General features: G+C 46.9%; 14 protein-coding genes. 4 read left to right on the top strand and 10 right to left on the bottom strand.

What is annotated here, in order from left to right; genetic code table 11:
• Window positions 1-13: 13 nt before the first annotated feature.
• The 9 genes from ACTIE0_RS01425 to ACTIE0_RS01465 form a co-directional block, all read right to left on the bottom strand.
• The gene (locus tag ACTIE0_RS01425) at window positions 14-3268 is read right to left on the bottom strand and encodes a COG1470 family protein (RefSeq protein ID WP_006626009.1); all 3255 of its coding nucleotides are present in this window, start codon (window positions 3266-3268) and stop codon (window positions 14-16) included.
• A gap of 49 nt (window positions 3269-3317) precedes the next feature.
• Window positions 3318-5627 carry a hypothetical protein gene (locus ACTIE0_RS01430; protein WP_006669021.1) on the bottom strand — a complete coding sequence of 770 codons (2310 nt, stop codon included), beginning with the start codon at window positions 5625-5627 and terminating at the stop codon, window positions 3318-3320.
• A gap of 50 nt (window positions 5628-5677) precedes the next feature.
• A complete protein-coding gene (locus ACTIE0_RS01435) occupies window positions 5678-7063 on the bottom strand; it encodes a PDC sensor domain-containing protein (protein WP_439516822.1) in 1386 nt (461 codons plus the stop codon).
• Window positions 7064-7085: 22 nt separating this feature from the next.
• Window positions 7086-8447 (bottom strand): hypothetical protein, encoded by a 1362-nt coding sequence (locus ACTIE0_RS01440; RefSeq protein ID WP_006669023.1) that lies wholly within the window; start codon window positions 8445-8447, stop codon window positions 7086-7088.
• A complete protein-coding gene (locus ACTIE0_RS01445) occupies window positions 8444-9481 on the bottom strand; it encodes a phage tail protein (protein WP_006626013.1) in 1038 nt (345 codons plus the stop codon). The genes ACTIE0_RS01440 and ACTIE0_RS01445 overlap by 4 nt, the downstream gene beginning before the upstream one ends.
• Window positions 9482-9496: 15 nt before the next feature.
• Window positions 9497-11674, bottom strand: coding sequence for a putative baseplate assembly protein (locus ACTIE0_RS01450; RefSeq protein WP_006669024.1), 2178 nt, complete (start codon window positions 11672-11674; stop codon window positions 9497-9499).
• 6 nt (window positions 11675-11680) lie between these two features.
• A complete protein-coding gene (locus ACTIE0_RS01455; protein WP_006626015.1) occupies window positions 11681-12091 on the bottom strand; it encodes a GPW/gp25 family protein in 411 nt (136 codons plus the stop codon).
• 351 nt (window positions 12092-12442) lie between these two features.
• Window positions 12443-13387, bottom strand: a complete 945-nt coding sequence (locus ACTIE0_RS01460) for a ChaN family lipoprotein (RefSeq protein ID WP_006626016.1) — start codon at window positions 13385-13387, stop codon at window positions 12443-12445.
• Between the two features lie 247 nt (window positions 13388-13634).
• Window positions 13635-13811 (bottom strand): hypothetical protein, encoded by a 177-nt coding sequence (locus ACTIE0_RS01465; RefSeq protein WP_006626017.1) that lies wholly within the window; start codon window positions 13809-13811, stop codon window positions 13635-13637.
• 241 nt (window positions 13812-14052) lie between these two features.
• On the opposite strand from ACTIE0_RS01465, the gene ACTIE0_RS01470 reads away from it, so the two are divergent.
• The 3 genes from ACTIE0_RS01470 to ACTIE0_RS01480 all read left to right on the top strand — a co-directional run bounded on the left by ACTIE0_RS01470 (window position 14053) and on the right by ACTIE0_RS01480 (window position 17344).
• On the top strand, window positions 14053-15216 hold the full coding sequence (locus tag ACTIE0_RS01470; protein ID WP_035760216.1) for a GuaB3 family IMP dehydrogenase-related protein: 1164 nt from the start codon (window positions 14053-14055) through the stop codon (window positions 15214-15216).
• Between the two features lie 368 nt (window positions 15217-15584).
• Window positions 15585-15908, top strand: a complete 324-nt coding sequence (gene trxA, locus ACTIE0_RS01475) for a thioredoxin (RefSeq protein ID WP_006626020.1) — start codon at window positions 15585-15587, stop codon at window positions 15906-15908.
• Between the two features lie 368 nt (window positions 15909-16276).
• Window positions 16277-17344, top strand: coding sequence for an LOG family protein (locus ACTIE0_RS01480; RefSeq protein ID WP_006669025.1), 1068 nt, complete (start codon window positions 16277-16279; stop codon window positions 17342-17344).
• Between the two features lie 20 nt (window positions 17345-17364).
• Here the strand turns inward: ACTIE0_RS01480 and rppA are convergent, their stop codons facing one another.
• Window positions 17365-18048 carry a two-component system response regulator RppA gene (gene rppA / locus ACTIE0_RS01485; protein ID WP_006626022.1) on the bottom strand — a complete coding sequence of 228 codons (684 nt, stop codon included), beginning with the start codon at window positions 18046-18048 and terminating at the stop codon, window positions 17365-17367.
• Window positions 18049-18304: 256 nt separating this feature from the next.
• Here rppA and hisG point away from each other — a divergent pair, with 256 nt between their 5' ends.
• Window positions 18305-18949: an ATP phosphoribosyltransferase gene (gene hisG / locus ACTIE0_RS01490; RefSeq protein WP_006626023.1), complete on the top strand. Its 645-nt coding sequence runs from the start codon at window positions 18305-18307 to the stop codon at window positions 18947-18949.
• Window positions 18950-19138 lie beyond the last annotated feature (189 nt).

Consider the following 19138-nt stretch of genomic DNA (forward strand, 5'->3'; position numbering starts at 1 on the left):
GGAATAAAGACATTTAATTAAATGGCGGTGGGTTATCAATCAGATCCCAAGGATTAGATTCTAGTTCAGGAGAAAAGGGTGTTAATTGTCTACCTGATGGGGTGTCTGAATCGGGGGTGTCTGAATCGGGGGTGTCTGAATCGGGGCTGATCAAAGGTGCAGGTTCTGGTTGAGGAAGAAGCACCCTTTCAATCAAAATGGAACGTTGAACCTGTTTCCCGTCAGTATTAGTGACTCTGAGAGTCAGGGTATCTTGTCCGGACTGAGGCGCAATGGGATAGGTCAAATTTCCACGGTTAGGAACCACACCTGGAACCGGGAGTAACTCGGTTTGTAGGTCGCCACTACCACTAACTTCCCATGATAAATTCAAAGGTGATGGAGAAGTTTCAGGGTCTATAATAACGACATATTTTAGGGGAGCATCCTCACCATTAATTTGAAAATTATTGATTTGAGGAGGAGCAACGGGGCGTGGTCGGATACGAATGCGATCGCTTTTAACAGATGTGGCATTGGCGGCTAAATTACTCTGATTAACAGGTATTAACTCAAAGATATAATCTCCGGGTTCTTGGGCGGAAGTGGGAACATTACGACAGGTAAGCTGTTCAGCATTTAACTGGCAGTTATTCTGAAGAACTGGGGGAATACTACCATTAAAAGGATAGAGAACTTCGGGAACTGTGACAATTCCCTCTGGTGAGCGCCCGATGATCCGAACACCTAGTAAATGTTGAGGATTTTTGATGTTCCAATTTAAACGAATAGGATTTGTCCCCGTCTGAGAGTTGGATGTTTCTGCCTGAAAATTGGTAATTTCTGGGGCTAATGGTGGTTGAATAGCGATCGCATGAATTTGTCGAGATGGCTCTGTTTCGGCCAGGCGGGAACGCTGAATAGCTGTCAACTCAAAATTATAGCGTCCTGGGTCTGGTAGTGAGATCGCGATATTATCGCAAACCAATTGTTTCCCGGTAACTTGGCATTTATCTTGTAAGGCCTGGGGAATTTGTCCATCAAAGCGATATGTAATCTTGGGGAAATTAACCAACCCTTCCGGGGATAAACTCCGTAACTCCAACTGTTGAAGTTGTGCGGCATTATCAATCACCCATTGAAACTCAATTTGTTGCTGTTCACCAACGCGATAAGTAGCTTTGCGGGAAGCAAAAGTAGTAATCCGTGGCGGTGGTGGCGGTTCCCACACAATGGGGTCAGCTTTGCGACTGTCGGCTACCTCTGCGGGGGAGTCCGAAGAAATGACCTGTAATTCAAAAATATAAGTGTCGGGTTTTTCCAATTGTAGCGATAACCCCCGACAGGTCAAAATCCCATCCCAATCAACCTGACAGGGACCGAGTAAATCTTCGGAAAATTCATCAGGACTGACAGTATAGGTTTTCTGGGGAAAATTAACGAAGCCATCAGGAGAGCGACCCACCAATGTTAAGGTTTCGACTTGCGCGCCATGGAGAACCTGAAAACTCAATTGTGCGATCATTGGCTCGGGGTCAGAGAAAAAACCACTGTTAGGAAGGCTGTTATTGTTGGCGCGCGGATTATCAACCTGTTCTGGTGGCAATTCTCGGCGCTGCTGACTACTTAATCTGGCTGTGAAATTGGTAATTTGGGGAATAGGTAGAGGTTCAATCCTAATTAAACTGGTCTTTGCTAATTGAATATTGTCAATATCCTGTTTAGGAAACAACCTTAACTCAAAAATATACTCTCCGGGACGACGAGCATCAGTGCGAATGTTGTAGCATCGCAATACCTGTTCTAGGGTACACAAAGAAGCCAACTCATCGGGAATACCCCGACTAAAATCATAGGTAACGGCAGCACTGGAAATACTACCATCAGGAGATTTGCCAACAATTTCTATAGCACGGATTTCCCGAGTCGGCGGTCCAATTACCCAACCCAAATAAATAAAATCGTCATTAGCGGCGGCGTAGTTGAGGGACTCGGATCTAAACTCTAAAATCCGAGGGGGGGTGGGAGGCTTAAAAAAAACGGACCAGATCGCGAAAATCAAGGCAGCGATCGCTCCGAGTCCCAGCAAACAGGCAACCAACAACTGCCACCAGGGGCGAGGCTCCCAAATTAGAGTACCATTGATACGATCTTGAGGGAGGGGTAAGCGGTGCAAATCTTGGGGTTCCAAATAAAACTCAAATAGCCGTCCCCGTCCCCACCAAGGTCTGTACCACCAGTGTTTTGGCATGACCTCGACAGACATTTCCACACTCTCCTCTGGGAGTAGCCGAAACTCATCTGGCATCAGAGTATACAGACAATTTTCTACCTCTCCCTCTTCTCTGGGATTAAACCGCAGTTGGCGATCGGTATTACCCCGGTTTTGGATTTGCAGTTGAAACTGTCCGCTTCCGGTGCGAATGCGACCCACGATGGTCTGTAGATCCCACACCAAATCATAGTTAGGCTTAATGTGAAGGTGGAGGATATCCAACAGGGCTAAATCAGGAAGATTTTCGGAGTTCAGTGACAAGGTGATGGCATATCGCCCCCCATGAACGTCCACGGGTAGGTTTAACTTTAACTTAATCTCTCCGATCGCCCCAGGATTGAGGGCTAAACTATCAGTGACGACTACTAAACCCAAATCATTCAAGCCTTCTGGGTATTCGATCTCTACCCATTCGGGGGGGACATCGGTACAGTGCAACCGAAACCGATCCACTCGCCGCGTGCGGTTATTGACTATTACACTGACGGTTAACGGCTGTCCTGGTATGGCGATCGCTGGTTCAGTTGATGTGGTGTGTGGTATCAGGCTAAAAGTGGGATCATCGAGTTGCACCGCTGACGCTAATTGTGGGAGTACCTGAAGATTAGCTTGGTGGTGGATGGGGGTATCTTCTGGGTAGTGTAATGGTGCATCTACAACGAGCAAGTAACTATAAATTCCGGGAGTCGCCTGGGGGGGAATAGGACATTCAAAGACTACTTCGGCACTTTGCTGAGGACTTAGGGCTAATCGTTGTTGAGGCGTGCGACACCATTCCCATACTGATGCAGAGGTTTGATCAATATAAAGGTCAATAATCGCACCGATAATACCCTGATTAACTACGGTGATATGCAGCTCGAAGGTTTCCCCTGCGGATATAGCAAAATCCCCAGATGGGTTGGCAATTAGGGTTAGGGATTTTCCCAAAGTCGGCAGGTCGGGTTCCAGAACCCCCTCGACGATTTGGTTAGGTTGTTGTCGGCCGTTATATGAAAGTTCTGTACTGCTCATGGCTCAGTCAATCAAGAATAATAGATAATTAATAGTTGTTCTACCTGTGCTAATTACAGAGAGTGGCAGGTTGTTGAATGCGGTGAAGGTTAACTTGGTGATCTCTACTTCCTGTGATCATGTGGAGGTAGGAGCCAATGGCAATCATATCTAGACTGTTTTTTGGGTAACGCGATCGCGCGATCGCCTCACCCGCGAGATGTTGGGTAGATCGCTCTCCAGAGCGCTGCAATGGCCACAGCATAACCTCTCCGTCATCTCCGGTACTGGCTAAATAGCAGCCATTAGCCGTCAAAGCTAGAGAACGGATGGGCTGGCCCCCGTGAGCTTGCCACTGATCTATAATTTGACAAGTGGCGGACTGGTTGGTTAAGCATTCTCTGAGATTCCAGAGACTGATGGAACCGCGATCGTCTGCTGTAGCCAGCAAAAAAGGTTGATCTGCTGCTGTAGCTAGAGAGGTGATGTATTCATCTTGTCCCCCTGCTGGGTAGGGAACAGTTCGCAACCCTTCATTACCGCCGGTGGTATCCCAAAGCACCAATTGGTTATAGCGACCAGCGATCGCCAGAGTTTCCTGTCGTGGCCCTACGGGGGCGATATCATAAATAGCGAAATCAAATTCCTGAATTAACTGAGGTTCCTCAACATTAGTGAGATTTACCGTGGGTCCCACATACCATTGCAAGATTAAACCGCTGCCGTGGGCGCTGAATAAATACTGGGAATTTTGACTATAAGCCAAAGCCATGACCCGATCATCCCGGCGATAGGACAGGGAGCGCCGGGGGCTGTCAGTGGAGCGGAGCAAGTCCCAAATCTGAATTTCGCCGTTTTCCAACCCCACAGCCACCTGATCATTATCCACAGGGCGATACAAACCTGTGCGCCCCGCTTTCCCCAAATTCCGCAACCAACCGTTATGTCGCAGTCTATTTCCCTGAACCCGCCACCCCCGCAGAGTCTGGTCATTGGAGGTGCTAATCGCCATATCCCCCAAACCGTTAAACCTAACCACATTGACGGGAGCAGTATGGTAGTTAAGCCGGAAAGCAGCATACAAAAACCACCAAATACCACCTAAAATCAGTAGTGCGATCGCCACCTGTAACCACCGGGGAATAATGGGTAACAGTCTCAACTCCAGAATTGGCAATGGTTGTGGATGCTCACTGTCGGAACCATAATCCTCTGAAGGTCTGGTCGTCGTCAATTCATCAATTCCCCCTACCCTAGGGGAAATTTTGGTTTCTAACCTTTGGAGTGGGTCGGTTAACTCCCCTGTAGGTCTGACCGCCAGAGAACCAGCCCCCACTTTGCCTTCCCAGCCTACTTCAATGGTCTGTGTTCGACCCAAACCCCACCAAGGTCGTTTGCTATAGGCGAGAAGTTCCACAGTTTGGATTTCTCCAGGCTCCAAACTTACCTGTTCGGGAATAATCGAAAACTCATTGATAATCGGATCTTGGGTCTGGGGATTGTTGATAATTTCTACGGTTCCCCCTTGGGGATAATTAGAATTATTGGTAAATTCCAATTGGTAAACTGCGGGATCTATACCCCACTGAGGTAGCCATGGCCGAAGTGCTGGTTGTCGTTGCTGTTTAGGAAAAGCGTCAAATTCTAAGGTTCCTGTGGGTAAAACCTCTATACTGCCAGTACAGGAGGCTTCTGTGGTTGTCCTCGCGCTCAACTGACTGAGGCTTGAACCGGCCCCTACGGGTGAATTATGGTTAGCTGAAACACACCTAATGGTAAAGGGATAGACTCCCGCTAGAGCTTGTAAAATTTCGGGAACTTTGCAGGTAAAGGAGTAATTCTGACTCTGCTGGGGGGGAAGGTTGAGGGGGGTTTGATTATCCAACAGCAACCATTCCCGCTTAGGGCTAATAACCGATAAAATTAGAGCGATCGCCTTTTGACTGTTATTGTGGATACCGACTAAAATTTCAACTTCGTTATTGGGCAGAGTCTGAATGTGGCTGGTGGGGAGTTCCACTCGAAAGGGACATTCTCCCAATCCCTGCATAACATTCAGCCTGAGAATGTGACGTTCTTCCTTCCCAAGTTCCAGGGAAAATACTTTCACTGTGAGATTAACTAACCCCACAAATCCGGGAATTGGCGATCGTAGCACTTTTACCTGAAACTTGGTTTGGTCCCCTGGTGGTTTTTTGCTACAGACTTCCGGTGTAACTTGATACCAAAGCCATTGGCGATCGGATTCGACTCCTGCGGCTGATATCTCTAGTTGAAAGCTACTCATGAATTGACTGTCATTGATCACCACCACATCAAATGTAGTACCCTCTCCAGAAGGGTCTAGGGTTAATTCCTTAGTAGAGATATCTGTGTTCATGATTCACGTTATCAGGTCGCTAGAAGAATTGATAATTGCTGGTCGTACTGCTACACGCGGTTTTGTCTAGCCTGTCTGGCTCGCTCCATCAATTCCTGAAAGCGCACAGTAGGATCAAGGTTTTGATGGCTCGCGCGTCGCCATTGTTCTTGCTGGCGATGCAATTCCACTAACTCCTCGCTCATGCTTTTCTCACGAGCCTGGACAATTGCTGCCATTTCCACAAAGGCTTGACCCAATTCGGCCATTTCATCAGAGCGCGAAATAGTAGATTCAAGCATTTCTGGGTCGAAGGAATTAGCTTTGATAGCTTTCGCTCCCGCGTGTAGATTATCGATGGGTTTGATAATCCACCAAGAGGCGATCCCCCCCAGTGTAATCGCTACCACCGTCACACCCAAGCCGATAATCATCGTAAACCGAAGGTTGTTATAAATCAGTTCCATAAAATCGGATTCGGGAATCACCACAACAATTAGCCAATCCAAACCCATACTTTCCATGGGAGTCACCTGTAGCAATTGGCGTTCACGATTCAATCGAAAGCGAGAGGAAATCGGTTGTTGAATTTGGTTCAGGCTTAACTCAGTATCGAGTAAGTGTTGGACTGTAGAGCGGATCACCGGTTCTTGACTTTCGAGGGCGAGTAATCGTCGTTGTTGACCATTTTCATTCAAAAAGGGTTGTTCGTCTGTAGAACTGGCTACTAAATTTCCGGCGCGATCCATAATAAATGCGATACCCTGGGGGCTGATTTCCAAACTTCTCAAAAAATTGCTGAGGTCTTTCAAGCCCAAGTCAATACCCACAACTCCCATAGTATCACCTCCAGGACTTTTAACTGGAATTGTTGAGGTCATTCCTAGTTCTAATGTGGAGCCAAAAATATAAATGGGACTCCAACTTATTTCACCGATTTCTAGAGATGATCTGTACCAAGGGCGCTGTCTAGCATCGTACTGGGCTTCTAAGGTTCTGATTTTTTCGGCACGAACTCCGGCTGAATCAAGCTGATAAACACTTCGACCGGCAGCTTCGGCGGCATTTCCAATAACCAATGCTTGGGTTCCATCAGGCTGCTTTTGAACACCGAGAAAATCCCCGGTTTCAGTTCCTAGATAAATGTAATATAACCCATCGATCGCATCAACCTGAGCATGAAAATAGCGGGTTAATAGTTCCCGATTATTGATATCAATTAAGTTATTTTCAATCGTGATCATGTTTATGGTATTTACTATTTCTGGAACTTTCAGGTAGTTATCTATGTGTTTTTCAATGGAATTTATCGATTTTTGGCTCAATTCTGACATGAGACTATTGACAGCTTTTCTGCCACTATAAAAAGCTAAAACTCCTGTGGTAATGGTAGCCCAAAGCAAGGGTAATACTACTAATGCGGGAATGAAATGTCGGATAGAAATAATTTTTTTCATGGCTTTTCTTGGGGTTAAATTACTAGCTAATTGCATTTCTTTGAATGTTGGACAAATGATAATTTTCCGAGGCAAAATTAAGAATATTAATCCCTAATTCTTGGGCGCTGCGGATGGTTTCTCGGGATAATCCCTGATGACTATTTAACCCCCAACCCGAAGACAGACAGCCTATGGATATAATAATTTTGCCCCAATTTATCAGTCGGGTTGGCTCTCCATTAATTATTGGTAATTCATCAAATAAAAACGGATGGATTTTAATCGGGTCTTGAGCCGATATGGGTGCAATACTCGATATATTAATCCCCAGATATTGATGGGCTATATTTTGCAGAGGCTCTAAGGAGGATTCTAGGCGGTTTTGAAGTTCGGATTCACAGATAGTTAATTCTGAGGATAATTCCCTTCTGAATTCGGAAACTTGGGCAAATTGAATATCATTCAGAGCCTGTTTAAGTTCGCCGATCGCTGAATTAATATCAGCAATATTGACTTCGACCGATGAGGCTTCAATCAACAGTATGGTGCCTCTATCGCTGTAATATTTGAGATGATTGTATTCTGTTTCTCCCCAAGACAGCATCTGAGAATATCTCATATATAGCAAGCTATAGTCTCGCGGAATATCAGCCACCTGGGAAGTTAAGGTGATTTCTTCAACTGGTTCAGCATCCATAGTCATCGGTGCTAAAACTGAAAGCGATCGCAATAGATAAAATAGATTCTCCCCTACATAAAAATCTTCAGCAGTACCCTGTAAAACCCCTACCCGTATCCGAGTTTTTTGGGAGCGCGGTCGGACTCGCACCCGGTATCGTAAATCCAACTCATTTACATCAGGAGAAAAAACATCTGTGGCGGGTCTAATTTCGGTGAAATTAGCAGAAATAGCGATCCGACACAGTTCGATTTCCTGGGCTGAGGGGGGGGTATTTTTTTCATCTATCCTAAAACTTTCTGGCACCAATACTTGCTCTGACGCACGGTAGAGGGTTTCCGGATCCACATAGCGGAGAACTAAATAAACAGTAATTGGTTCTGTCCGACACTCGGAGCTAATCCGAAACTCGATAGGGCGATCGACAATAATCGGATTTCCGGTCAAATCGATGGCAATTCCCGGTTGAATTTGCACCCAGCGATTATCTCGATATTGGGCAGATATACTCTCTGGAGCATCGATTACACACACCCCTAACCCCCTAACTATCCCCGGTTGGTAAAGAGATTGATAATGGAGATTTTGTCGCGCTCGGTGGTATTCGTGCGATTGTCGCCAACGCTGGGCATTTAACAGCAATCCATCGTCAACTATCAAACGTTGGAGGGGATAAATTTCTGGCGGCGGGTAATCAGAGGAATTTCTCTCAGTGATGATCATATATTATTGTCCGAATCTATTTTTAGGTCATAAGTGCAGAAGGCTGGTGTCTGTGCTTCAATAACAGTGCGAACCAATTTTTCGTCAATAGTATCAGGATCGCACAGCAGTCGGACTTGAAAGTGAAAAGGTTTGCCACCGCCTAAAATGGTATCTATACCCAGATAGGAGCTGCCCATGACCGCCCCCTGGGTAAAGTTTTCCAGAATTGAAATGTGTTTGGACGCTTCCGGCAAATCTTCATCAAGAGGTAAACCAGTTACGAGGTGTAGGTAAAACCGCAGCCCCCGCCTAGTTCCCGAAGCCCGATAAATCTCTAAAGCGTGGCGAATTAAACGGCGTTGCTGTTGGAGACTCAGAGTTGGGATGTTCTGCCAACCAACCCAGTGGGCTAAAAATGGCAACATACTTTCAGGGGCGGTGAGGGGATCTAGGTAGGCCCAGAGATGGCTGAATATTTGCAAATCTGGGTCGAGAGTGGTTTCAATAATTTTCAGGAATCGACCGACCAAATCGATTTCTCGATAAATTTGCGGTAGTAGGTTGATATATGGCGATCGCGGTCGCACAAATAGGTCAAACTCGATAAATTCCAAAAGTGGCTCATTGGTGTCCGACTGGTTATTAACATAACTGCCATAAACATTAAAGCGACCAGAATAGTTGAGTTGCAGTCCCTCGGTATTCATAGAAAGCTCCTCTGTCTCGAAAAAATTGCGATCGACTCCAAAAGAGAGAACTACTGACCGCCGTTCTCCGGGTGACAGCACGGCTTCGGGAAATTCACTCCTACCCCAGTGGTGGGGAAAATTCCCCGACAAGCTACAGGTGAGATGTAATGGCTGGGTATCTAAGTTTTCCAGGTCAATGACGATTTGGCTGGTTTCTCCAGGAATGAGTTGGATCGCGGGACTTGCTGGTTCCAGTTGAGAGAAAGTACCATTAAATTCAGATAACTGAGCGGGTTCTGTTTCGGGAAAGTCGATCGAGACAATATCTAATAGGACAGATTGTTGATCAGGAACTAGGGCCATAATTCAGATAGCATCTTAATAGATAATATTGATAATGTGACTCCAACCCCCTGCCACATCAGACCAGGAACAGATAGTGCCGTTAGAACCAGGGTCAATGATGGCTGTAGGTTGTCCCCGCACCCACCGCCCGCCCTGACGGCGGATCGGAAAGAGTTGCACAGCCCCCAAGCTGATCACAGTAGGAAATTGCTGTAGTAGGGCGATGATATCGGCTGTATACAGGGGCTGACCGAATGGCCAACCTTGGGATTGAGCGCCGCCAATGATGGGGTTAAGGAACCGATACAGAGCTATTTGCAATTGCGATCGCATCTCTTCCCGGGCGTTGGGGTTGTTGTATTGCGCTCCGATAGTGATTTCGGCGGCGACGACGACTCCCACATACTCTGGTTCGCGACATTTTACTTGTATCCCCAGCAGGCGACGTTCATCAAGGTAGCTGAGAACCTGGCGATTGAGTTCGGAACTGATGGCTAATTCATCGGGAGAAATGCCGACTCCTTGTTCGATACCTAGCAAACTGGTGCGGGGTATCAACAGCAATTCAACGGTTCCCGCTTCCCCAGGACTTGCCCTGAGACAGCGAGAGCGGGCGATCGCTCCTTGTCCTGCTACTATTGCTAGGGTTTCAAAGTCTTCGGGGGTGACAGCGCGATCGCGGGTTCGCAACATTTGGGGGACGCGAATGGCGGCCATCTCCAAGGATTCGGCATCGGAACCAGATCGGGCTGGAATATGGTTGACCACAGCCCCGACGTAGGGTACAGCAGTTTTCATCACGGTGATGGTTCCGGGTTGGACGTTCCCCTTGACTCCTCCTCCGGTACGATAGCGAACCATTTGCACAGCGGCTCCGGCTGGGGGTATAGCACCATACTGTCGCTTTTGATGGTCGGCGGGTAAAACTGCCCTAGAGTTGCCTGTGGTTTGCCACAGAGCGCGATACTCGGTTTCTCGCACTAGTTGAGTCGGTTCGCTCACCTGGGGTCCAAATTGTACTATTCCGGTTAGGGAGTCGATCACATAGTGGCGATCGTCCGGTCGGGAATTGGAAAAGTCCGGGACTTCTTCCCAAGTTTGAGGTAGTTCTCCGGTCGGGGTAACAGTTAGGTATTCTCCGGGGAGGCGAGCCAGCACCGGGGTGCGTTGGAGTCGGTATGCTAGGCCTGGAGTCCCGTCGCTCACTCCTAGTAATTCGTCGCTGATTACTTGACACTGGGTGGCTATGGTGCTTCCTCCGACCGCACGGGAACTGATGCCGACAATGCGGGGGGATGCACTATAAGGGGATTCGTCAGGGGTGGGTTCTGTGTAGACGCAGCGCAGCCAGCGACCTTGATAGGCGGTGAACTGGGCGACGGGAAATTCTACGGGTAAATGCAAAATAATATCTGATCCGCCTTGGGGGTTTCGACCCTGTTTGACTACATCTTGAAAACTGAAGCCTTGGCTTTCGTCGTCTGCTTCTGTCAGTAGGACTGATTGCCAGTATCTCCCATTCCAGGCTTCCCAACGACGAGGGGGATGGTCGGGGTTTATCCCTGTGGGCGTGGCTGCTTGGCCTCTGACTGAGAGAGCGATGACGTTGCCTTCAATGGTACTGTCAGGGTGAAAGACTAGGTAAAAACATTGCCCTGGTTCGGGGCGATCGCTAAACAACGACAGTTCTGGGCCAGACCATGTGCCATCTTCTGTCCTCGTCCACCAGTTCGTTAACCGATCGCGCAACATTTTTGGGGTCTCTTCTGGGGTTTCAGCGTGCAGAATGTGTCCGATCAGGGGTCTGCCAATAACTAACGGGCGAGCCGTACTAAATACGATTGATTCCGCATCAGGTAGCCTAGTGGTCGCTATTTCGATGCCTTCGGGGATGGTATAGGCTTCGGGAAGATCTGATACCAGATAAAAGGTGATTTCCGTTTGGGCGGGGTTGGGAGGCTGTAGGCGAATTCCTAGCAGTTCTAAAAATAGGACGTAGTTTCGCCTGGGAAGCTGGTTGAAGCGACTCAGCATCTGGTCCATCAACCATGCAAACAGTTCCAGCAAGGTTATCCCTGGATCGCTGGGGTTGTAGTTACTCCACTCGGGACAATAGCGAGGGATTCTTAACAAGCATTCTTGCAGCAGATCCTCATAGGTCCGATCATCTAGGCTGGCTTTGGGAAGGTTGGGTAAAAAGTTGAATACCATGGCAGCTTATTCCGGCTCTTTTTGCAGATAGAAAGGATAGACTAGGCTCCTCTTATCTTCACTGGGTTTGAGACTATAGTTAATCACTAAATCTACTCTCCCACCATCGGGGTCGGGAATCGCTTCTACGTCTCTCAGCATGATGCGCGGTTCCCACTGTTCTAAGGCTTCTTGCACGAAGATTCGCATTAACATCAGGGTTTCCGAGTTGATTGGTGCAAAGCTGAGTTCCCACAAACGACAGCCGAACTCTGGCCGGTTGACTCGCTCCCCAATATTGGTCATCAAAATTAGTAAGATCGACTCTCGGACGTTGCGATCGCCTGCACTCAAAGCCCAATTGCCTTGCTGATTTACGAACAGTGGAAAAGCCAATCCTTGACCTATATGCGCCGGGAAACGGGGTTGATTAATCATCTGAATTGTCTCAAATTCCTGGGGTCAATGTTTTCGGGGTTAATAGTTTTTAAAAGTAGAGTATATTCAAGTGGCTTTCAATCGCCTATTAAGTTATGATAATCCTAAAATACGGCAATTGATGAATCGTCAAATTTCCTGGTTTTAACCACCAGGCAGTTTGATAACTGATTCCTGCTTCTTTTCTGGGTTCTGACAGTTCCCGCGTCCGTATGTTATCAGATATGACTATATCTGAACTATATCCTTATTGAAACTTTACAACACCACAGCATAGAGGCTTATAGTCCCAGGGGCTACAAATTTTGAGCCTGTACAGCCTTAAATTCCCCCCAGGTCCACTTGAACGCCTCAGCTATAATATCGCTGGGTGGTTTTGGTTTGTGGTGTATCGTGTTTCCAGATGAAATCAGCTATATTTGTGGGTAGACTGTCTTGGTGGGGAGATTGAAATAAAACCGATCGCTGAACGATATTGGCATCAGCTAATCGTCTTTCCACGCGGGAGGGGATGCCATAGTTGTAGACTACATGACCCTTTCCGACAATAACTACCACGGTAAAGTCTGGGTTAGCTTGGACAAAATTGGCGATCGCATCAGCCATCGTTTCATCCCAAAGAACTTGGGCTTCCACAAAGCGATCGAACCCGCCCTCACTGCCTTGATGTTGGTGTTGCCTATAGACATTGTAGAGCATTTGCCGATAGTTTTCATTATCCGTCTTGATTTCCTCAATGGGGGGAATGTAGCGTTTGTGTTCAGTTTGTAGGCTGGCTAACCCCCCCGCCGCCACTTGTCGCGTCACCTCCGTGGGGGTATTAATGGCTAAAACCGGAAGTTGATTCTCCCGCGCAAATCTAACAATGGGGGCGTAATATTTCCAGGGAAAACCCCAACGTTGCAGATATTCCGTGTCCCGGACCAGTTGGGTTTCTGAGATCTCCCCCGCTAAATATTGATCTATCACTGACTGATAGGGACGCTGGAACATTTCCATGGCGATCGCTATTTGGGGATTGTGCTGATGCAATATTTGCAAAATCTCGAATTGGGCTTGATGGTCCAGGGTGTTGTCGTGGGTTTCCCCCAGATAGATGATGTTAGCCGTTTTGAGAGATTCTAAAATCTTTTGGCGCGCGGACGAACTGACAGAAGCCGCGCGCGGAAACTCTGCTAAAGCCGGGGAGGATGGATACATAGTTGATAGTAGGGGAAACACCAAAAACAGTCCCAGGGAACAGGTGCAGAATCGAGTAATCAGTTGGACTTTCAGGATATTATGCTTTTTATACATTTTTTGGATGTGGTAAGTGCATATAAACAAAAAATCTGTAGCCTAGGCTACAAAATTACCAAAAATAAAGACTTAGGCTGAGTTTATGGTATTTAATAAATAGTGTAGCAATAGATTTTCGTCATTTCGATAATCTTGACATAAGTATAACTCCCCATTTTCAACTGATAAGTTGCGGTTTGGGGAGTCAGTTTGTCTTCACATATAAACAGAATAAATTTTCATCAAAATACCCTGTTATCAATGGTTACCTTTTTTGGTGATATCTACCATTTTTATGAATATCACTAATGGGGTGGTTAGCGCGCAATGCAGCCATAAGCTGAGGTTTGACGGCTTTCACCCACTGGTCAAAGTCAAAATTTTGATCATGGTTAGAATTAGGGAGAGTCGTGTGGTTGCGGTCAGTGCGGGTGGTACTCATAGGGATAGCTTATCAAGAGAAAAGATTGACTTATAATTAGCCTAGCGATATATCCCCAAATATTCAATACTAAATGCAAAACTTAACCCAAAATTAATCTGTGAAGAGTGGTAAGGATGGGTTGTAGCCGGGGGGACTAGGAGGAGTGAGCCGGGGTCAGGTGAGATTTCCTGGTTGATATGCGCCACCAATTTTGATAATTTGATAGGCTAACTAAATAGTGTTAGGAACCTGTAAAGAAGTGGATATTGTAATTGGGCGTGGCAAAAAGGCTCGTCGAGCATACGGAATTGATGAAATTGCCCTAGTTCCTGGCCATCGAACCCTTGATCCAAGTTTAGCGGATACCAGTTGGACTATTGGCAATATTAACCGAGAAATTCCGATTATTGCTAGTGCCATGGATAGCGTGGTAGACGTGAATATGGCGGTGAAACTGAGCCAAATCGGTGCGTTGGGGGTTCTGAACTTAGAGGGTATCCAGACCCGTTATGAAGATCCCAACCCGATTTTAGATCGGATTGCCTCGGTGGGAAAAACGGAGTTTGTGACCTTGATGCAAGAACTCTATGCTGAACCGATTAAGCCGGAACTGATTAAAAAACGGATTGCCGAAATTAAGGCTCAGGGCGGTATTGCGGCGGTTAGTGCTACTCCAGCCGGAGCCAGTAAATATGGCGGTACTGTTGCTGAAGCGGGAGCAGACTTATTTTTTGTACAAGCTACGGTGGTTTCAACGGCTTTTCTGTCCCCGGAATCGGTGACTCCCTTAGATTTGGCTCAGTTTTGTGCAAATATGCCTATCCCGGTGATTTTAGGTAACTGTGTCACATTAGAGGTGGCGCTCAACCTAATGAAAGCCGGAGCGGCGGGAATATTGGTAGGTATTGGACCGGGTGCGGCTTGTACTTCTCGTGGTGTGTTAGGGGTGGGAGTTCCCCAGGCGACGGCGGTGGCTGATTGTGCTGCGGCTCGTGATGATTTTTATCAGGAAACTGGGCGTTATGTTTCTGTGATTGCTGATGGAGGATTAATTACTGGGGGCGATATCTGTAAGTGTATTGCTTGCGGTGCTGATGGTGTGATGATTGGCTCTCCCTTTGCTCGTGCTGAAGAATCTCCAGGACGGGGATTTCACTGGGGTATGGCTACTCCTAGTCCTGTGCTTCCCAGGGGAACACGGATTCAGGTGGGTTCTACGGGAACATTAGAGCAAATTCTCCGGGGTCCGGCTCAGTTGGATGATGGGACACACAACCTGCTGGGAGCTTTAAAAACGAGTATGGGAACTTTGGGAGCGAAGACTATCAAAGAAATGCAGCAGGTAGAGGTGGTGATTGCTCCCTCGCTGTTGACTGAGGGTAAGGTCTATCAAAAGGCACAACAATTGGGAATGGGTAAGTAGCAATTATTGGGCTTTCTGTACCCGACTGGCTGATTTTTCCGGGGGGTGGTCTGATTAAGTATCGTAAAATTTAGTGTGACCCACTGGAATTATTTGGGAAAAAGTGCCACAATAGAAGTGGCGGAGACAAATGTTTCCGTTCACTCCTCACACCACACTCCGCCTGGACCTACGGTTCGGGCGGTTTCTTAATTGGGTAATCGTTTAGGTTAGCCAAAATTTTTGGCGATCGCCTGATATGATTAACTTCGATATGCTGTAGTCTTTTGTACAGCCTGGTATCAGAACCATCGGGACAAAATTGCTAATTCTGCCCCAGTTGGTTTGGTGGTAGAATGATTTACGATTTAGATTAAGGATTGGAAGGAATGTCAACAGCCGTAGAAGTTACTGATAGCACCTTTGAGCAGGATGTACTGGAAAGCGAACTTCCGGTGCTGGTGGATTTCTGGGCTCCCTGGTGTGGCCCGTGTCGCATGGTCGCCCCTGTAGTTGAGGAAATTGCAGAGCAGTACGATGGACAGATTAAAGTTGTTAAGCTCAATACCGATGAAAATCCCCAGGTAGCAAGCCAATATGGAATTCGCAGTATTCCCACATTAATGATCTTTAAAGGCGGCCAGAAGGTCGATATGGTGGTGGGAGCGGTTCCTAAAAGTACCCTTGCTAATACATTAGAAAAGTACCTTTAAACCATGGGCTAGACCCGAAACTTGAGATTAAGGGCTTTATATGTGATAGGCTCCCAAAGAATCAGGTTTGAGCGGGATTAAAGGTTCTCCAACCTATCTCGACCCCTAATTAATGCGCGTAAGGTGTTACGGAAATTTCCCGCCATGAGGCAAACTATCCCTATCCTACCTGCACCATTAGTCAAGGCGGCGGGAGTGTCAATAAATAAAAAGCCTGTCTGTCAGGTCCAAGGTGGAGAGTCGGCAAGCGGGTTGTCCCGCCTGCCCCTTTTCCTGGAATTTTCAGCTATGATTGGTGGAATTTTGTAGATAGATAGCCCGGTCAAACTGCGAATATAGGGCGAATTGTTGTCAGTTGTTCTGATTTTATGAATGCTTCTGGAAATGGAGATACGCTGGCATCTCTCAAGAGAGAGATTAACGAACTCATTGATGAGCTACCGGAATTAAAGCACGAAAAATGGATTTTGCGATCGCTTTCTAGCCTGGTGCGTATAGCACAATCGGAGATTGAGTCCTTGGACTGGAAAATTCTCTCGGCTGCTGTGTTGGATATGGAACAGGGATTTGAGATTTTTTATCCTTATCGCCATGTTCGCAAAATCTGCATTTTTGGTTCGGCGAGAACTTCACCAAAAGCCCCAGAATATGATATGGCGGTAGAGTTAGCGCGTTCGATGACTCAGCAGGGATTTATGGTGCTAACAGGCGCTGGCGGCGGAATTATGGAAGCGGCTAATTTGGGCGCGGGTGCAGAGCGATCGTTTGGTTTAAATATCAAACTCCCCTTTGAGCAGTTTTCTAATCCCTACATTGAGGGAGATCCTAAGCTGATTAAGTTTAAGTATTTTTTCACCCGCAAATTGTTTTTTCTGCGCGAAAGTGACGCTTTGGCTATGTTTCCGGGTGGTTTTGGCACTTTGGACGAAACTTTTGAGGGTTTGACTTTGGCTCAAACGGGAAAGTTTGGCCCGGCTCCGGTGATTTTGATTGACCATCCGGGGGGAGATTATTGGTATGATTGGCAAGAATTTGTCAGAAAACAGCTTTTGCGACGGGGTTTGATTTCCCAGGATGACCCTAGTATCTACACGATTACAGATAGTTTGGCTGTAGCAGAGGCGGCGATCGCTGATTTTTACCAGGTGTATCACTCTAGTCGCTATGTGGGGGATTTATTTGTGATGCGCCTAAATTGTGAACTGAGTGATGAACAGGTAGAATATCTTAATCAAGATTTTCAGGATATTCTCTCGCGGGGACGCATAGAAAAAAGCCCCGCCCTTCCCAAGGAATTAGGAGATGAAACGGAACATCTACCCCGCTTAGTTTTTTATTTTAATCAACGGGACGTGGGGCGTTTATATCTTATGATTGCTGCTATCAATAAGATGGGGCAAAATTTACCAGGTGCATCTCATCCTGAACAGAAGTAGTCAGGGGAGGCCAAGAAAAACTAATTCCCAAATCGATATCCTTTTCCATAGACAGTGTGGACGAGGGGGACTTCGTTGGGTAGTTCGATTTTGCGCCGCAGGAGGCGAATTTGAGCAGCTAGGACGTTGCTGCTGGGTTTTTTATCTGTTTCTCCCCATAGGTGTTGGTGAATTTCGGTGTGGGTGAGGAGTTGTCCGGGGTGGCGCATGAGATACTCTAGTAATTGGCTTTCCTTTTCTGATAATTCGATCGCTCTTTGTCCACGATAGGCTAATTGAGTTTCACAATCGAATTGCAGATCACCGAATTCTAGGCGGTTAGAGGTGACTGCGACATCTAAAATAGGAGGGCGACGCAATAGCGCCCTGACTCTGGCTAGTAGTTCCCGCAGTTCAAAGGGTTTAACTAAATAGTCGTCTGCGCCTGCGTCTAGTCCTTTTACCCGGTCGTCTAGGGTATCTTTGGCGGTGAGAAATAGTATGGGGGTGCGGTTTTGCTGCGATCGCAATTGGGCGCAAATTTCTAATCCTGATTGATGGGGTAACATCCAATCAAGAATCAATAGGTCATAGTGATGGTTTTGGGCGAGGGTCCCGGCTTGTATACCTTCATAAGCCTTATCGACTGTATAACCTTCTCGACTGAGGGCGCGACTGAGGGAATTGGTTAATTCCACTTCATCATCTACAAGTAGAATCCGCATGAATATTAAGCTAAATTTGTTGACATATTGACGTACTCACGGCGCTAAAGCAGCGGTGATTCTGGGCGACTCATAGCAACTCGCCTCATGGTTTCGGGTCTAGGTCTCCCTGTCAACCCCAAAACAGTACATGGGGAAGGAAGAGGAAAAGGGTCTTTGAGGGCGAGGCTGCAACGGAAAGATTTAATAAGATTGTATCAATATTGTTCCAGTAAGGTTAAGCTAACTCATGGTTAAATAAATTTCCGAAGTTATTATGATTACTGTTGCACTTCCTAAAGGCGCTTTACTGAAAGATAGTATTGGTTTGTTCAAAGGGGTTGGACTGGATTTTAGCGCTTTTCTGGATTCGGCTAATCGCCAATTACAGATTGAAGATCCGACAAAAACGGCTAAGGCTTTGCTGGTACGAGCCCAGGATGTGCCTGTTTATGTAGAATATGGTCAGGCGCAATTGGGGATTGTGGGCTATGATGTTCTGCGGGAAAAAGGTTCTCAGGTGGCTTCTGTGGTTGATCTCCAATTCGGAGGATGTCGGATGTCGGTAGCTGTGAAAAAATCTAGCCCCTATAGTCGTCCGGTCCAACTCCCCCCCCATAGCCGAGTTGCTTCTAAGTTTGTTCACTGTGCGAGTGAATATTTTGAGAGCATTGATTTACCTGTGGAGATTATACCACTTTATGGGTCGGTTGAATTAGGGCCGATTACGGGAATGTCTGAGGCGATCGTGGATTTGGTGTCAACGGGTCGCACGCTACAGGAAAATGGCTTAGTGGAAATTGAGGTGTTGTTTCAAAGTACGGCTCAACTGATTGCTCATCCCCTCAGCTATCGGTTAAATTCTGATGGTTTAAATGAGTTGATTGCACAAGTGCGATCGCAGATTTTGGTAGCTGTCTAATCACTGAGCATTACTCACAGTTTACTCACAGTTTACTCACAGTGCGATCGCATACGTGGGGATGGTTTACGAGGTTGAGTGAATCGTGATTAGTTGTTGAGAAACCCTGACTAACTACCTGGGAGTAACAATAGTGTATTTCCCCCAGGGACTACGGGAGTGCATAGTCAGGGAAAACCATAACCACTG

The organism is Limnospira sp. (genome assembly GCF_051859755.1).
In the GTDB taxonomy this organism is placed as follows: Bacteria; Cyanobacteriota; Cyanobacteriia; order Cyanobacteriales; family Microcoleaceae; genus Limnospira; species Limnospira fusiformis.

Bases quoted from the DNA above. Each gene is read 5' to 3' on its own strand.
- ACTIE0_RS01425 (WP_006626009.1), bottom strand. From the start codon at position 3,268: ATGAGCAGTACAGAACTTTCATATAACGGCCGACAACAACCTAACCAA.
- ACTIE0_RS01430 (WP_006669021.1), bottom strand. From the start codon at position 5,627: ATGAACACAGATATCTCTACTAAGGAATTAACCCTAGACCCTTCTGGA.
- ACTIE0_RS01435 (WP_439516822.1), bottom strand. From the start codon at position 7,063: ATGAAAAAAATTATTTCTATCCGACATTTCATTCCCGCATTAGTAGTA.
- ACTIE0_RS01440 (WP_006669023.1), bottom strand. From the start codon at position 8,447: ATGATCATCACTGAGAGAAATTCCTCTGATTACCCGCCGCCAGAAATT.
- ACTIE0_RS01445 (WP_006626013.1), bottom strand. From the start codon at position 9,481: ATGGCCCTAGTTCCTGATCAACAATCTGTCCTATTAGATATTGTCTCG.
- ACTIE0_RS01450 (WP_006669024.1), bottom strand. From the start codon at position 11,674: ATGGTATTCAACTTTTTACCCAACCTTCCCAAAGCCAGCCTAGATGAT.
- ACTIE0_RS01455 (WP_006626015.1), bottom strand. From the start codon at position 12,091: ATGATTAATCAACCCCGTTTCCCGGCGCATATAGGTCAAGGATTGGCT.
- ACTIE0_RS01460 (WP_006626016.1), bottom strand. From the start codon at position 13,387: ATGTATAAAAAGCATAATATCCTGAAAGTCCAACTGATTACTCGATTC.
- ACTIE0_RS01465 (WP_006626017.1), bottom strand. From the start codon at position 13,811: ATGAGTACCACCCGCACTGACCGCAACCACACGACTCTCCCTAATTCT.
- trxA (WP_006626020.1), top strand. From the start codon at position 15,585: ATGTCAACAGCCGTAGAAGTTACTGATAGCACCTTTGAGCAGGATGTA.
- ACTIE0_RS01480 (WP_006669025.1), top strand. From the start codon at position 16,277: ATGAATGCTTCTGGAAATGGAGATACGCTGGCATCTCTCAAGAGAGAG.
- rppA (WP_006626022.1), bottom strand. From the start codon at position 18,048: ATGCGGATTCTACTTGTAGATGATGAAGTGGAATTAACCAATTCCCTC.
- hisG (WP_006626023.1), top strand. From the start codon at position 18,305: ATGATTACTGTTGCACTTCCTAAAGGCGCTTTACTGAAAGATAGTATT.